The sequence below is a fragment of the Streptomyces sp. NPDC054834 genome (assembly GCF_053611185.1).
In genome coordinates this window covers 252,980-265,890 of the sequence record NZ_JBSGZV010000001.1, presented here as the reverse complement: position 1 = coordinate 265,890, position 12,911 = coordinate 252,980, and the positions used below count along the sequence as shown (strand labels likewise).

Below are 12,911 nucleotides of genomic sequence, written 5' to 3'. Positions count from 1 at the left end.
ACCAGGAGCCACCCTCGGGTGCAGGGCTCAGCCCGGCAGCCTCGACAGCCGGCCGGCCCCCTCCTTCGCCATCGCCTTCGCGATCTTCTCCGCGTCGATGGCCAGTTCGCGGAACATGCCGCTGATGGGGTTGGTGAAACCGGTGAAGTACAGGCCCGGGGCGTTCTTCGGGGCGCGGGGGCCGTGCACGACCGGCTTGCCGCGGGCGTCGAGCACGCCGAGGTGGCCGACCAGACCCTCCAGGGCGCGGACGTACCCGGTCGCGGCGATCACCGCGTCCGGGGACAGGCGCGTACCGTCGGCGAGGGCGACCTTGCCGTCGTCGAACCCCTCGACGGCGGCCACGACCTCCACCTTCCCCTGGCGCACGGCGTCGATGAGCCCGACGTCCTGCACCGGGATCGCCCCCTGCCGGACCCTGCTGTACAGCCCGGTGTCCGGGCGGGGCAGGCCGTGGGCGGACAGGTCCGGCACGCTCAGCCTGGCCATCGGCCCGGCGAGGCCGTCGACGAGGGCGACGGGCAGCCGCCGTACCAGCACGCCCGTGTACTGCGCCGCCCACCCGGCTGTCGACCGGCGCACGATGTGCGGCGCGGTCCGCACCGCCAGCCGCACCCGGGAGGCGCCGCCCTCCACCAGGTCCACGGCGATCTCGGCACCGGTGTTGCCGACCCCGACGACCAGCACGTCCCGCCCCGCGTACGGCTCGGCGTTGCGGTACTCGCCCGCGTGCCGGAACTCGCCGCCGTAGCCCTCCAGGCCCGGCCAGTCGGGCACGCGAGGGGTGTGGTTGTAACCGGTGGCCACGACCACCGCGCCACCGGTCAGCTCCCGCCCGCCGGAGGCGTGCAGCAGCCAGCCCGTGCCGTCGGCCATCCGCTCGATCCGGGAGACCTCGACGCCGGTGACGATCTCCAGGCTGTGGTGCTCGGCGTACCTCTCCAGGTAGCGCACCACGTTGTCCCGGGACACCCACCGTCCGAACCGGCGCGGCATCGGCAGCCCGGGCAGCGCCGAGAGGCGGCGGGTGGTGTGCAGGTGCAGCCGGTCGTAGTGGCGCCGCCAGGACGCTCCGACGCGGTCGGACTTCTCCAGTACGACCGCGCGTATCCCCCGGGCGCGCAGCGCGTGCGCGGCGGCCAGACCGCCGGGGCCGGCGCCGATGACGTAGACGGGTCGGTCGGCGGGGGTCAGGGCAGAGTCGGCCATGAGCGCGAGCGTAATCACGCACCGGGTTGATGGGTCTCGGTCAAGACCGGAATTGGTTGCGGATTGATCACGGCTGTAAGAGGTGTGAGTGGGGCCGGTGCGGAAAAAGCCCGCGACGCCGGGCTCCGGTGCGCGGGAGCACGACGTCGCGGGCGGGCGGTGTCCGATGACAGACGGGAAACGGACGCCGCGTTCAGGGGGGCGGTTACTTCTTCGCGCCCTTGTGACCCGTCACCTTGGCGATCCACTTGATGAAGTCGCCCGGGTCGGTGTTGGCGCCGTGACCCTGGTCCCAGTAGTAGAGGTGGTTCACGTCGTCGCCCAGGTTGTCCGCGGCGGCGGCGATGTTGGCGGAGACCGTCAGTGAGGTGTCGGAGTCCTTGGTGCCCAGGCGGATCCACCAGTGCCTGGTCCGGTTCGGGTTGGCCTTGCCGACCAGGTGGTACATCGGGTTCATCAGCCGCAGCAGCTCGGGGATGTCGCTGTCGAGGCGCTTGCTCGTGACCCCGGTGGTGTCGTTCTTCAGGCCGTACGCCGTGAAGTGGCGGGTCTCGGTGGTGCCCTTGCCGAACTCGTTGTTCTCGCCCGTCGACAGGTCGAAGGCGTCGAAGGCCGGAGTGGTCTTCTTGCGGGCGCCGACGTGGGTGAGGAAGTCGTCCCAGGAGAAGGTGGCCTTGTCGTTCTTCCAGGTGATGAAGGTGTTCGCGGCCAGGTAGGTCGCGCGGTCGGAGTCCGAGAGGTTCGCCAGGTACGTGGTCGCCGACGGCTCCAGGTACTGCTTGACCAGGTACGCGTCGTAGTTGCGGGCGGTCAGCGGCCCGAAGCCGCCCAGGCCCTTCAGCTTCAGGGATGCCTGGTACTCGGCGAACTGCGCCTTCAGCTCCTTGGAGACGCTCTGGTCGACCTGCTTGCCGGTGCTCAGCTCGTTGGTGCCCCAGTTCCACTCGTAGGCGCCGTCGGCGTGCTCCAGGTCGGTGATCGGGCACCAGGCGCCGGTCGCGAAGATCGCGTCGGAGGCGTCGGCGGCGCCGAGCTCCTTGAGGTACTTGTCGTAGACCGGGCTGTCACCGGAGGCACCGAGCAGCGAGGACAGGGCCCCGCCCGCGCTGGTGCCCGCGGACACGATCCGCTCGACATCGCCGGGGATGCGGCCCTTGTTGAACCGCACGTACCGCACGGCGGCCTTGAGGTCGACGATCGCGGCGGGGGCGACGCCGTAGTACTCGCCGTCGGAGTTCTTGAGGGTGCGGCCGCGGGCGCCGGGCTCGACGACGACGTACCCGGCCGCCAGGGCCAGCAGCTGGTTGCTCGACAGGGCGCCACCGGTGGCGTTGGTGTTGCCGTTGGCGCCCGGAGCCGAGGCCGAGGCGGTGGGCGAGGCGCCGGCCGAGGTGCTGGGCGAGGTGCTGGGCGAAGCGCTGCCGGAGGGGGCGCCCCCCGGCATGCCGCCGCCCATGCCCCCGGCGCCGATCCCGGTGGCGTCCGCCACCGACGACGGCATGTATCCGCCGACGGAGTTCGCGAACAGGATCGGCGCGTCGCTCGCGTCGACCGCCTTGCCGTCGATCTCGACCGGAACGCTGACGTTCAGGCTCTGGTACTTCTCGTCAACCGGCTCGGCGACGTAGGTGATCGCCTTCCAGAAGTGGTACGTCACGTCGTGGTCGGTGCCGTCCGCGTCCGTGATCGTCGTCGTCAGCTTCGTGTAGCCGTCCGGGTCGAAGACCAGCGAGTCCGAGGAGGACGAGGCCGACGAGTCGCCGGCCGCGTGGGCGCTGAGGGCGATGCCGCCGACCGCCGCGACACCGGCGGTGGCGCCGAGGCCCATGACTACCGTCCTGCGCTTGACTGCCCTGTGCTTCACCTTGCTGCCTCTCGTCCTTCGGGGCTCTTGGCCTTTCGCTTGCGAACGTAGGTTGACGCCGACAAAATCGTCAACAATTCCGCCGGAACTCAAGGGAGACGCACAGCTTCACCGGCGGCGCACAGGATTCCCCGACCCGCCCCTCGGCTTTCCCGCATATCTGACGTACCGTCAGATGTCATGGACGCGATCTGGCTGAGCGGTTCCGAATGGCTGGCCGTGCTCCGCATCGGGCTCGGCCTGTGGTGGCTGGAGAGCTGGCGGCACAAGGACAGGAAGAGCTGGTTCGAACGCGGCACCGGCATCGCCTGGGCGGCGGACGTCGCGGCGAAGCACCGCTGGAACGCGGTCCGCTCCGGCTTCCACGTCGTGGTCGAGCCAAGGCCCCGGGTGATGGCGTACGTCGTGGTGTACGCGGAACTGGCGCTCGGCCTGGGCCTGGTGACCGGCTTCCTCACCCCCGTCGCGCTGGCCGGCGGTCTGCTCCTGAACCTCCTCTACCTCGTCCTCATGATCCACGACTGGGCCGAGCAGGGGCAGAACTCGATGATGGCGCTGATCTCGCTGGTCGCGCTGTTCGGGATGTCCTGGCAGGTGTGGTCCGTCGACCACGCCCTGGGATGGTTCTGGTGACTCCACGGCGCCCATGGCGATACCGGCGATCGCACCCGTAGCGGGCAGGGGTTCGACGGGCACGCTGTCGCAGGCGAGGATGACGTACCAGCGGCGGCCTTCCCGCTTGACGCTGATCGTCTTGACCCGTCCCTGCACGGGCCGATGCTGGTGCACCCGGACATGTCCGACGCCTTGCAGGAGCCGTCGATTCCCGCCGGCCGAAGCCGGTGACTTCCCCGAAGGAGATCTGATGGGCACGGTACGGTTCGACGTCCCCGAACCCGACACCTTCACGCGCGCCTACTGGGACGCGGCGGCCGAGGGCCGGCTCCTGCTGCGCCGCTGCGGCGCGTGCGGCCGGGTGCACCACTACCCGCGCGAGTTCTGCCCCCACTGCTGGAGCGACGACGTCACCTGGGACCGGGCGACCGGCCACGCCACCCTCTACACCTGGTCCGTCGTCCACCGCAATGACCTGCCCCCCTTCGGCGAGCGCACCCCGTACGTCGCCGCCGTCGTCGAACTCGCGGAGGGGCCCCGCATGATGACCGAGCTGGTGGAGTGCCCGGCCGGGGGACTGCGCGCGGGAATGGCGGTCGAGGTGGCGTTCCGGGCGGGGGTGCCGGTCTTCCGGCCGGTGGCGGAGCCGACGTGGGCGCGCGATTGAATGGCTGTCATGGTCTCTGTGAATGAGCAGCCCTCCGTCCACCCCGCCCCCGAGCCGCACGGCCACGGCCTGCGTCTGTGCCGCTGGGACGCGGAATCCGACGCCGATGTGGCGGCCTGGCTGCGCGGCCTGGAGGATCCGGAATTCCTGCGCTGGAACACCCCGTTGAAGCCGGTCACGGACCTGGACACCGCCCGGGACTCCCTGCACGCGCAGGCGGCGAGAGCCGCGAACGGTGACTGCGTGCCCTTCCGCGTCACCGACGCGGACACCGGCGCCACGCTCGGCCACATCGGCCTGAACACCATTGAGCTGGTCGTCCGCGTCGCCCGCGTCGGCTACTGGGTTCTTCCGGAGGCGCGGGGGCAGGGAGTCGCCGTGCGGGCGCTCGCCCTCGCGACCCGCTGGGCGTTCACCGAACTCGGCCTGTACCGGCTGGAGCTGGGGCACGCGATCGGACACGACGCGTCGTGCCGGGTCGCGGAAAAATGCGGGTACCCCCACGAGGGGACGCTGCGCGGGGCCATGTTCGAGGCCGGACGGCTGGACGCGTTCCGGGACGTGCACCTGCACGCGCGGATCGCCACGGACCCGGAGCCGGCCGTGAAGTAAATGGGAGGCGGGGCGCGGGAGCGGGACGGGAACATGAGACATGAATCCCGACGACCGGCACCACGACTGGTACCACGACCGGCACCACGACTGGCACCTCACCGAAGACCTCGGCGAATTCCTCTACCGCGCCGGTGACTTCCTGCGCTCGCGGCCCGCGCCGCACACCGTGGCGCTGACGGTGACCGACGCGCTGCGCAAGCGCGGACTGCACGTTTTCGGGGAGGAGGCGCCCCGGTTCGGGTGGCTGGCGGGCCCTGACGGCGCCATACGCGCGGTGCTGTTCCAAACGCCTCCGCACCCGTTGAACATCACTCCGGTGACCGCCGAGGAGGCCGACGCTCTCGCCGCCCTGCTGCTCGCCCTCGGCCATGCCGTCCCCGGTGTCTCCGCCGAGCGGGAGACGGCGGCCGCGTTCACGGCGGCGTGGCAGCGACGGACGGGGGACCGCGGTGCGCTGCGTCAGCGCCAGCGGCTGTACCGGCTGGGTGACTTGACGGTGCCGGAGCCCGCGCCCGACGGCCGGGCCCGCGTGGCCGGGACGGCGGACCGGGAGCTGCTGGCCCGCTGGTTCGAGGAGTTCGCCGACGCCGTCGGCCAGCGCGGGTTCCAGGAGCCCGGCGCCTGGGCCGACGCCCGCATCGCCACCGGCGGCATCACACTCTGGGAGACCCCCGACGGCGCCCCCGTCGCCATGGCCGGGGTGACCCCCGAGGTCGCCGGGCAGGTCCGGGTGGCGCCCGTCTACACCCCCGCCCACCTGCGCGGACGCGGTTACGCGGGCGCCGCGACCGCCGAGGTGAGCCGGGTCGCGCTCGAGGCGGGGACGGAGGTGCTGCTCTTCACCGACCTCGCCAATCCGACCAGCAACGGGCTGTACCAGCGCATCGGCTACCGGCCCGTGGCCGACTTCGCGGTGTACGGGTTCGAGTCAGGGCCACAGGGTTAGGGACACAGGTCAGAGACACAGGGCCAGGACCACAGAGTCAGGGCCACAGCAGGGTCCGCTCCCAGCCGAACGCCGTGTGCCGGTAGGCGAGCCGCACGTGGCGCCGCTCGGGGTCGCCCTGGAAGAACTCGACCTCCTCCGGCCGCAGCCGGTACAGCGTCCACGTCGGGGACGGGGCGGTCGGGTTCTCCCGTGCCTGGTCCCAGGCCGCCTGCGAGGCGGACCGAAGCTCCTCCAACGACGGCAGGACCTCGCTCTGCCGGCCGGTCAGCGCCGCCGCGAGCGCACCCGTCGAGCGGGCGTGCAGATCGGCCTGGCTCTCCTGCGAGGGCGCCGCCGTGACCCGGCCCCTGACCCGGACCTGCCGGCCGAGCACCGGCCAGTAGAAGTTGAGGGCCGCGTACGGATGGGCCGCGAGCTGCCGGCCCTTGCGGCTGCTGGCGTGGGACGCGAAGGACCAGCCGTCGGCGTCGGCGCCGTGCAGCATCACGATCCGCACGTCCGGACGGCCCTCCTCGTCCGCCGTCGCCAGTGACATGGTGTGCGGCTCGGCCTGCCCGGCGGCCACCACCTCGGCGAACCAGGCGGTGAACAGGGGAAGCGGGGTCGGGGGCGCGGTCGTCGGGTCGAAGGCGGGTAGCTCCGTGACCCCGGGGTCCCAGACCCGCAGTCCCCTCAGAAGCTCGTGGAGATCGGTTGCTGCCATGGGCCGAGTATCACTCCAGGACCACTCCGGGGGCGCGAGCGGGTGCGTATGGGCGCGTACGGATGCGTACGGACGCGTACGGGGCGCGGCGCAGGAGCCCCCGGAGGCGCTCGCCGAGGCGGATCAGCCGCGGTCCTGGCCCTGGCCGGTGCGGGGACGGTCGCTTCCGTGTCAGCTGACCGCCTCGCTTCGCGTCGGGCGCCGCTCGATCCCGCCGGACGGATCACTCCCTCCCCAGGATCACCGTCCCGGACGAGCAGAACCACCCCCCGGTCCCGGACGCCACCCCCAGTCGCGGCAACTCGCCTCCCGCGAGGCGTACCTGCCGTTCCCCGCCCTCGCCCCGCAGCTGTCGTACCGCCTCCACCAGCAGGAACAGGCCGCGCATACCCGGGTGTTGGGCGGACAGGCCGCCTCCGTCGGTGTTCACCGGCAGTTCCCCGCCCCGCACCAGCAGCCGTCCCTTCTCGACGAACGCCCCACCCTCGCCCTTCGGGCAGAAGCCGAGGTCTTCCAGGGTGACCAGGGTCATGTAGGTGAAGGCGTCGTAGATCTCCGCGAAGTCGATCTCCTCGGGGCGGACGCCGGCCCGCTCGAAGGCCAGCCGGCCGCTGACCGCGGCGGGGGAGACGGTGAAGTCGGGCCACTCGGACATCGTGGCGTGCGAGACGTGTTCGCCGGTGCCGAGGATCCAGACGGGGGCGGTGCGGCAGTCCCGCGCGTACTCCTCGGCCGCCAGCAGCACCGCCGCGCCGCCGTCGGAGCGGAGGCAGCAGTGCAGCTTGGTGAAAGGGTCGGCGATCACCGGGCCGGACAGGACGTCGTCGACGGTGATCGGGTCGCGGAACATCGCCTCGGGGTTGAGGGCGGCGTTGGCTCTGGCCTGCACCGCGACCTGGGCCAACTGCTCGATCGTCGTGCCGTGTTCGATCATGTGGCGGCGGGCCGCCATCGCGTACTTGGCGATCAGCGTGTGGCCGTAGGGCACCTCGAACTGGAGCGGGCCGCGGGCGCCGAAGGAGAGGTCGCCGGTCCGCCGGCCCGCCTTGATGTCCGCGCGTGCCGTGGAGCCGTACACCAGCAGGACGGCGTTCGCGCGGCCCGCCGCTATCGCGTCCGCCGCGTGCCCGGCCATGACCTCCCAGGTGGAGCCGCCGACGGAGGTGGAGTCCACCCAGGTGGGGCGCAGGCCCAGGTACTCCGCCACCTCCACCGGGGCCAGCGTGCCGAGCCCCGCCGAGGCGAAGCCGTCCACGTGCGACCGGTCCAGTCCCGCGTCCGCGAGCGCGCGGCGGGCGGCCTGGGCGTGCAGGGTGTACGGGGTCGCGTCGGCCACGCGGCCGCAGTCGGAGAGGGCTGCACCCACCACGGCGACTTTCCGGCTCGCTGGCGTCATGAATCTGACGGTACATCAGATCCGGTGGCTTCCGGCAGGTGCGTACCCCCGGGCGTCCACCCCTGGGCATCTCCATCCCCCAGCCCTAATATGACGGATCGTCAGATGTGGTCGGGAGGGAACAGCCATGGACACGCGCCTCACCGCCGAGCAGGACGAGATCCGCCGTACGCTGCGCGAGTTGCTGCACAAACGCTGCGGAGCGGAGGAACTGCGGGCCGCCGTCGGCAGCCCGGCCGGGCACGACCCCGTCCTGTGGACCGCCCTCGCCGACCAGCTCGGCCTGCCGGGCCTGGCACTCCCCGAGGCGTACGGCGGTATCGGCTGCCCCGTCACCGATCTCGCCCTCGCCTGCGAGGAGGTGGGGCGGGTGCTCGCCCCCTCACCCCTGCTGGCCACCGCGGTGCTCGCCGCCCCGCTGATCCTCGCCCTCGGCACCGACGCCCAGCGGGCCCGCCTGCTGCCCCGCCTCGCCTCCGGCGCGCTCACCGCCGCCCTCGCCGTCCCCGGCGCCGCCCTCACCACCGCCCTCGCCCTGACCGGCGGCAACGGCGGGGAGTGGGCGGGCGGGGGCCGGGCGGGAGGTGTGCAGGCCCGCCGGGACGGGGCGGGTTGGCGGTTGTACGGGCAGGCCGACCAGGTGCTGGACGGGCACAGCGCCGGTCTGCTGGTCGTCGCCGCGCACGCGGGGGGCTTCGCGCGGTCCCGGACCCTCCTCTTCCTCGTGGAAGTGGAAGGGGATGTGGAGGGGCTCGTACGGACCCGGCGGACCGCGCTCGACGCCACCCGGCCGCAGGGGCGGGTCCAGCTGCGGGACGTGCGGGCCGAACTGCTCGGGGACGAGGACGCCGACGTACTCGCCGCCCTCGCCGCCCTCGGGGACACCGTCGCCGCCGTGCTCGCCGCCGAGGCCGTCGGGGCCGCCGACCGGGCGCTGGAGCGGACCGTGGAGTACGTCGGGCAGCGCGAGCAGTTCGGGCGGGCGATCGGCTCCTTCCAGGCGGTCAAGCACCGCCTCGCGGACGTGTACGTACAGGTGCAGGCGGCCCGGTCGGCCGCGTACTACGCCGCCTGGGCGACGACTCAGCAGGAGCGGGCGGGCGGACTCGCGCTGGCGCAGGCCCTCGAGGCCCTGCGGTGTGCGGCCGGCGAGGCGATCCAGCTGCACGGCGGGATCGGTTTCACCTGGGAGCACGAGGCCCACCTGTACTTCAAGCGGGCGGCCGGGGACGAACTGCTGTTCGGGCCGGTGCACCGGCTGCGGGCACGGGCGGCCGAAGCTGCCCGGTTCTTCGAGCGGGAGGAGGTGGCGGCCCGATGACCGCCGTCGGAGTGCGTCTGGTGCAGAAGGTGTCGTCCACCCGGGGCTTCGCCAAGGTCGCCCCGCATGTGGTCCCGGCCCTGGACCGGGCGGTCCACCGGCTCACCCGGGGCCGGGTGCTGCTCAGCGCCCGGCTGCTGCCCGGGGTCGTCCTCACCACGACCGGCGCCCGCAGCGGCCTGGCCCGCCGTACACCGCTCGCCTGCATGCCGGAGAAGGGCGGGCAGGCGGCGGGCAGGCAGAGCTGGCTGCTCGTCGGCTCCAACTTCGGGCGCACCGACCACCCGGCCTGGACCGCCAACCTCCTCGCCCACCCGGACGCCTCCGTCAGCTGGAAGGGCGAGGACATACCCGTCACGGCCCGGCTGCTGGCGGCGGAGGAGCGGGCGGCGGCCTGGAGGACGCTGCTGGAGTTCTGGCCGCCGTACGCGACGTACCAGGCGCGGGTGGAGCGGGAGATCCGGGTGTTCCGGCTCACGCGCCGCGCATAGCGCCGCCCGCCGTTTCAGAGCGTCGCCAGCCGCTCCACCAGCAGGAACGCGCCGATGCCGAGCATCGCCGCCCCCGAGGTGCGGGTGACCGCGCGGGCGGCGGCGGGGCGGGCGGCCAGGAGGGCGTGGGCGAGGACGCCGACGGTCAGGTACACGGCGGCGCAGCAGGCCATGTGGAGCAGGCCCAGGGCGGCCGTCTGCACGGGGACGGGCAGGTGGTCGCCGTGGAGGGTGAGGAACTGCGGGAGCACGGAGAGGTAGAGCAGCAGGCCCTTGGGGTTGAGGCCGCTGATCGCGGCGCCGCGCAGGAAGACCCGGGAGTCGCCGGCCTCGGCCGCCGTCCCGGGCACGGCCGGGCGGCGCAGCACCCCCCATCCCAGCCACAGCAGGTACCCGGCGCCCGCCACCGTCAGCACGGTGAGCAGCCGGGGCGAGCCCGCCACGAGCACCGCCAGGCCCGCCGCCGCCAGAACCGTGTGCAGCGCGTACCCGGCGACCAGGCCCGCCACCGCGCCCGTGACCCGGCGGCCGCGCAGGCCGGCCGCGATCACATAGGCCCAGTCGGCGCCCGGTACGCACACCAGCAGCAGGTCCAGGGCGAGGAAGGAGAGGAGGCTTGCGGATTCCATGAGGGGGACATTAGGCGTGAATGGCCCGAATGTGTTCCTGAAATTTGCCCATGATCGCGGATCCTGAGCAAGTATCTTCTTCATGGACGACGTTGATCAGAAAATCCTTGCCGAGCTCCAGCAGGACGGGCGGCTGACCGTGACCGAGCTGGCCGCGCGGGTGCGGCTGAGCGTCTCGCCGTGCCACCGGCGGCTGCGCGAACTGGAGCGGTCCGGCGCCATCCAGGGCTATCGCGCGGTCGTGGACCCGGCGGCCGTCGGGCTGACCTTCGAGGCGCTGGTCTTCGTGTCCATGCGGCAGGAGGACCGGGACACCGTCGCGGAGTTCGAGCGGGCGGTCAGCGAGGTGGAGTACGTCCTGGACGCCCAGCGGCTCTTCGGCGAACCGGACTACCTCCTGCGGGTCGCCACCGCCGACCTCGCCGCCTTCCAGCGGCTCTACGACGAGCGGCTCGCCACCCTGCCGGGAGTGCAGCGGCTGACGTCCACGCTGGTGATGAAACACGTGGTGAAGGACCGGCCGCTGCCGGCGTAGGACGGGCGGCGGACTCGGCGGCGCGCGGCAGGCGGCCGGGGCGGGCCTCGGCACCGCGACCCAGGCGGCCGGGGCGGATTTCGGCACCCCCGGCGCCGGCCGTCGGCGCCTTCGAACCGGCCGGCGAGCGCGTTCGCCGGGGCGGAAAGCACGACAGGCGGTGGTCCACTCGCGTGAACCACCGCCTGCCAGACAGGACTTGGTGTCGGAAAAAGAGGTGCCCAGAAGGGGTGCGGCCGAACGGCCTATTTCGTCGGCTTCCGGCCCGTCACGCCCAGGTGCACCAACAGCGCCAGATTCGGCTTGAGTTCGGCCTGCTTGACGCCCCAGGACGAGAAACCCTTCTGGTGCCCGGCCACCGCGGCGAGCATCGCGACCAGCGAGCCCGCGATCGCGGCCGGGTTCACGTCCTTGTCGACCCTGCCCTTGGCCTGAAGCTCGGTGATGGATTCCGCGAGGGAGTTGTTCACCGAATTCAGGATCTTCATGCGGATCTTGTAGAACCGTTTGTCCCCCTCGGCGGCGCCGAGGTCCACGACGCGCAGGATGGCGTCGTTCTTCCGCCAGAACTCGAGGAATCCGTCCACGAGTTCCTGCGCGGTCTGCCAACCCGCCTTGCCGGCCCAGGACCGCCCGGCGACCAACTCGGTCAACCCGGCGCCCTCGGCGGCCATTTCCTCGGCGATCTCCAGGACGGCACCCTCGACGTCCGGGAAGTACTGGTAGAAGGTCGCGGGCGAAGTGCCCGCCTTCCGGGCGACATCGATGACCTTGACGTCCCGGTACGGGGAAGAGCTGAGCATCTCGCTGAGGCAGTCGAGCAGCTTCTGCCGGGTCGCCTGCCCACGCCGACCGGCCACGCGGCCGTCGACGGTACGCACTTGTCCTGTCATGTCGTCAGCTTACCGAGGGGTGATCCGAGCGCGATTCGGCCGACTGCAAATGGGGTGCACGGGCGCGGACGAGGTGGTGTGCCTGGTCTGCGCGGTGCGCGCGGCACGGTTACTTTGGCGACATGGCCGAAAACAGGGCATCGGTGTACGGAGAGGGCGTCCCTTGCTGGGTGGACGCGCAGCTTCCCGACGTGGCGGCCGGGGAGCGGTTCTACGGGGAACTCTTCGGCTGGACCTTCGAGGAGGCGTACGGCACCTCCGTATGGGCGCGGCTGGACGGTGAACCCGTCGCCGCCCTCACGCCCAAGACGGACGGCCGTATGCCCACCGTCTGGACGGTGTACTTCGCCACCCCGGACGCCGAGGCCCTGTGCCGGCGGATCATCGCGGCCGGCGGGCAGATCGTCACGGCGCCGGTGCCGGTCGACGACCTGGGCACGACCGCGCTGGCCACCGACCGTGAGGGCGCCGTCTTCGGCCTGTGGCAGCCGGGCGACCACCCCGGCTTCGTGCTGCGCCACGCCCCCGGCACCTTCATCTGGGCCGAGCTGTACACCCGGGACACCGAGGCGGCCAACGCCTTCTACGGCGGCCTCTTCCACGACGCCCTCTTCGGCACCGAGGCCGAACCCGACTTCGGCCGCGCCCCCGTCTCCGCCGTCTTCCCCGCCGAGATGCCCCCGCACTTCCTCGTCCACTTCCGGGTGGACGACCTCGAGGACGCCCTCGGGACGGTCCAGCGGCTCGGCGGACGGGTGCAGGCGGCGCCTTTCCAGGCCTCGTACGGAACCGTGGCCGTCGTCACCGACAATCAGGGGGCGTCCTTCGCGCTGCTCCACCGCTGAAACCGCGGGCTTTTGCCTCCCTTATGGGGAGACACCCCGATTTGTCACCGGGTTCGCAACATGGCCCCCGGCCAGGAAGAATCGGGGTGCGTACCGCCGCGGCGGTGCGGTGGTGAGACGCTGCACGGGGTCGCGTACATATGTGGGTGACGCGGCTCGTACGGGGAGGTGGCAGGCAA

General features: G+C 72.2%; 14 protein-coding genes and 1 pseudogene. 8 read left to right on the top strand and 7 right to left on the bottom strand.

Going from position 1 to position 12,911, the window contains the following annotated elements; genetic code table 11:
* Nucleotides 1–27 precede the first annotated feature (27 nt).
* Together ACWGJM_RS01205 and ACWGJM_RS01200 are read right to left on the bottom strand one after the other, a co-directional pair.
* Nucleotides 28–1,209, bottom strand: a complete 1,182-nt coding sequence (locus tag ACWGJM_RS01205) for a flavin-containing monooxygenase (protein WP_453409572.1) — start codon at nt 1,207–1,209, stop codon at nt 28–30.
* A gap of 205 nt (nt 1,210–1,414) precedes the next feature.
* A complete protein-coding gene (locus tag ACWGJM_RS01200) occupies nt 1,415–3,037 on the bottom strand; it encodes a subtype B tannase (RefSeq protein ID WP_453409830.1) in 1,623 nt (540 codons plus the stop codon).
* A 216-nt stretch (nt 3,038–3,253) separates the two neighbouring features.
* Here ACWGJM_RS01200 and ACWGJM_RS01195 point away from each other — a divergent pair, with 216 nt between their 5' ends.
* Nucleotides 3,254–3,706 (top strand): DoxX family protein, encoded by a 453-nt coding sequence (locus ACWGJM_RS01195; protein WP_453409571.1) that lies wholly within the window; start codon nt 3,254–3,256, stop codon nt 3,704–3,706.
* Here the strand turns inward: ACWGJM_RS01195 and ACWGJM_RS01190 are convergent.
* Nucleotides 3,686–3,886: pseudogene (locus tag ACWGJM_RS01190) on the bottom strand (RNA-guided endonuclease TnpB family protein); the annotation flags it as partial. The gene ACWGJM_RS01195 and the pseudogene ACWGJM_RS01190 sit on opposite strands and share 21 nt — an antisense overlap.
* A gap of 52 nt (nt 3,887–3,938) precedes the next feature.
* Between ACWGJM_RS01190 and ACWGJM_RS01185 the strand changes: the two are divergent.
* From ACWGJM_RS01185 to ACWGJM_RS01175, 3 genes are read left to right on the top strand one after another with little or no spacing between them, the layout of a single operon-like run.
* Nucleotides 3,939–4,355, top strand: a complete 417-nt coding sequence (locus ACWGJM_RS01185) for a Zn-ribbon domain-containing OB-fold protein (RefSeq protein WP_453409570.1) — start codon at nt 3,939–3,941, stop codon at nt 4,353–4,355.
* 9 nt (nt 4,356–4,364) lie between these two features.
* Nucleotides 4,365–4,967: a GNAT family N-acetyltransferase gene (locus ACWGJM_RS01180; RefSeq protein ID WP_453409569.1), complete on the top strand. Its 603-nt coding sequence runs from the start codon at nt 4,365–4,367 to the stop codon at nt 4,965–4,967.
* Between the two features lie 40 nt (nt 4,968–5,007).
* Nucleotides 5,008–5,916: a GNAT family N-acetyltransferase gene (locus ACWGJM_RS01175; protein WP_453409568.1), complete on the top strand. Its 909-nt coding sequence runs from the start codon at nt 5,008–5,010 to the stop codon at nt 5,914–5,916.
* A gap of 37 nt (nt 5,917–5,953) precedes the next feature.
* Here ACWGJM_RS01175 and ACWGJM_RS01170 read toward each other — a convergent pair whose 3' ends face one another.
* Together ACWGJM_RS01170 and ACWGJM_RS01165 are read right to left on the bottom strand one after the other, a co-directional pair.
* The gene (locus tag ACWGJM_RS01170) at nt 5,954–6,622 is read right to left on the bottom strand and encodes a pyridoxine/pyridoxamine 5'-phosphate oxidase (RefSeq protein WP_453409567.1); all 669 of its coding nucleotides are present in this window, start codon (nt 6,620–6,622) and stop codon (nt 5,954–5,956) included.
* Between the two features lie 223 nt (nt 6,623–6,845).
* Complete coding sequence (locus ACWGJM_RS01165) at nt 6,846–8,018, bottom strand: thiolase C-terminal domain-containing protein (protein WP_453409566.1); 1,173 nt, start codon at nt 8,016–8,018, stop codon at nt 6,846–6,848.
* Between the two features lie 127 nt (nt 8,019–8,145).
* Here ACWGJM_RS01165 and ACWGJM_RS01160 point away from each other — a divergent pair, with 127 nt between their 5' ends.
* Complete coding sequence (locus tag ACWGJM_RS01160; RefSeq protein ID WP_453409565.1) at nt 8,146–9,339, top strand: acyl-CoA dehydrogenase family protein; 1,194 nt, start codon at nt 8,146–8,148, stop codon at nt 9,337–9,339.
* On the top strand, nt 9,336–9,830 hold the full coding sequence (locus ACWGJM_RS01155) for a nitroreductase family deazaflavin-dependent oxidoreductase (protein ID WP_453409564.1): 495 nt from the start codon (nt 9,336–9,338) through the stop codon (nt 9,828–9,830). Before ACWGJM_RS01160 ends, ACWGJM_RS01155 begins: the two co-directional genes overlap by 4 nt.
* A gap of 14 nt (nt 9,831–9,844) precedes the next feature.
* Here ACWGJM_RS01155 and ACWGJM_RS01150 read toward each other — a convergent pair whose 3' ends face one another.
* Complete coding sequence (locus ACWGJM_RS01150; RefSeq protein ID WP_453409563.1) at nt 9,845–10,459, bottom strand: LysE family translocator; 615 nt, start codon at nt 10,457–10,459, stop codon at nt 9,845–9,847.
* Between the two features lie 82 nt (nt 10,460–10,541).
* Between ACWGJM_RS01150 and ACWGJM_RS01145 the strand changes: the two genes are divergently transcribed.
* Nucleotides 10,542–10,994 carry an Lrp/AsnC family transcriptional regulator gene (locus tag ACWGJM_RS01145; protein ID WP_453409562.1) on the top strand — a complete coding sequence of 151 codons (453 nt, stop codon included), beginning with the start codon at nt 10,542–10,544 and terminating at the stop codon, nt 10,992–10,994.
* Nucleotides 10,995–11,239: 245 nt separating this feature from the next.
* On the opposite strand, the gene ACWGJM_RS01140 is transcribed toward ACWGJM_RS01145, so the two are convergent.
* The gene (locus tag ACWGJM_RS01140; RefSeq protein WP_453409561.1) at nt 11,240–11,887 is read right to left on the bottom strand and encodes a TetR family transcriptional regulator; all 648 of its coding nucleotides are present in this window, start codon (nt 11,885–11,887) and stop codon (nt 11,240–11,242) included.
* Between the two features lie 122 nt (nt 11,888–12,009).
* On the opposite strand from ACWGJM_RS01140, the gene ACWGJM_RS01135 reads away from it, so the two are divergent.
* Nucleotides 12,010–12,732 (top strand): VOC family protein, encoded by a 723-nt coding sequence (locus ACWGJM_RS01135; protein ID WP_453409560.1) that lies wholly within the window; start codon nt 12,010–12,012, stop codon nt 12,730–12,732.
* The last annotated feature ends 179 nt before the right edge of the window (nt 12,733–12,911 follow it).

Bases quoted from the DNA above. Each gene is read 5' to 3' on its own strand.
- ACWGJM_RS01205 (WP_453409572.1), bottom strand. From the start codon at position 1,209: ATGGCCGACTCTGCCCTGACCCCCGCCGACCGACCCGTCTACGTCATC.
- ACWGJM_RS01200 (WP_453409830.1), bottom strand. From the start codon at position 3,037: ATGGGCCTCGGCGCCACCGCCGGTGTCGCGGCGGTCGGCGGCATCGCC.
- ACWGJM_RS01195 (WP_453409571.1), top strand. From the start codon at position 3,254: ATGGACGCGATCTGGCTGAGCGGTTCCGAATGGCTGGCCGTGCTCCGC.
- ACWGJM_RS01185 (WP_453409570.1), top strand. From the start codon at position 3,939: ATGGGCACGGTACGGTTCGACGTCCCCGAACCCGACACCTTCACGCGC.
- ACWGJM_RS01180 (WP_453409569.1), top strand. From the start codon at position 4,365: ATGGTCTCTGTGAATGAGCAGCCCTCCGTCCACCCCGCCCCCGAGCCG.
- ACWGJM_RS01175 (WP_453409568.1), top strand. From the start codon at position 5,008: ATGAATCCCGACGACCGGCACCACGACTGGTACCACGACCGGCACCAC.
- ACWGJM_RS01170 (WP_453409567.1), bottom strand. From the start codon at position 6,622: ATGGCAGCAACCGATCTCCACGAGCTTCTGAGGGGACTGCGGGTCTGG.
- ACWGJM_RS01165 (WP_453409566.1), bottom strand. From the start codon at position 8,018: ATGACGCCAGCGAGCCGGAAAGTCGCCGTGGTGGGTGCAGCCCTCTCC.
- ACWGJM_RS01160 (WP_453409565.1), top strand. From the start codon at position 8,146: ATGGACACGCGCCTCACCGCCGAGCAGGACGAGATCCGCCGTACGCTG.
- ACWGJM_RS01155 (WP_453409564.1), top strand. From the start codon at position 9,336: ATGACCGCCGTCGGAGTGCGTCTGGTGCAGAAGGTGTCGTCCACCCGG.
- ACWGJM_RS01150 (WP_453409563.1), bottom strand. From the start codon at position 10,459: ATGGAATCCGCAAGCCTCCTCTCCTTCCTCGCCCTGGACCTGCTGCTG.
- ACWGJM_RS01145 (WP_453409562.1), top strand. From the start codon at position 10,542: ATGGACGACGTTGATCAGAAAATCCTTGCCGAGCTCCAGCAGGACGGG.
- ACWGJM_RS01140 (WP_453409561.1), bottom strand. From the start codon at position 11,887: ATGACAGGACAAGTGCGTACCGTCGACGGCCGCGTGGCCGGTCGGCGT.
- ACWGJM_RS01135 (WP_453409560.1), top strand. From the start codon at position 12,010: ATGGCCGAAAACAGGGCATCGGTGTACGGAGAGGGCGTCCCTTGCTGG.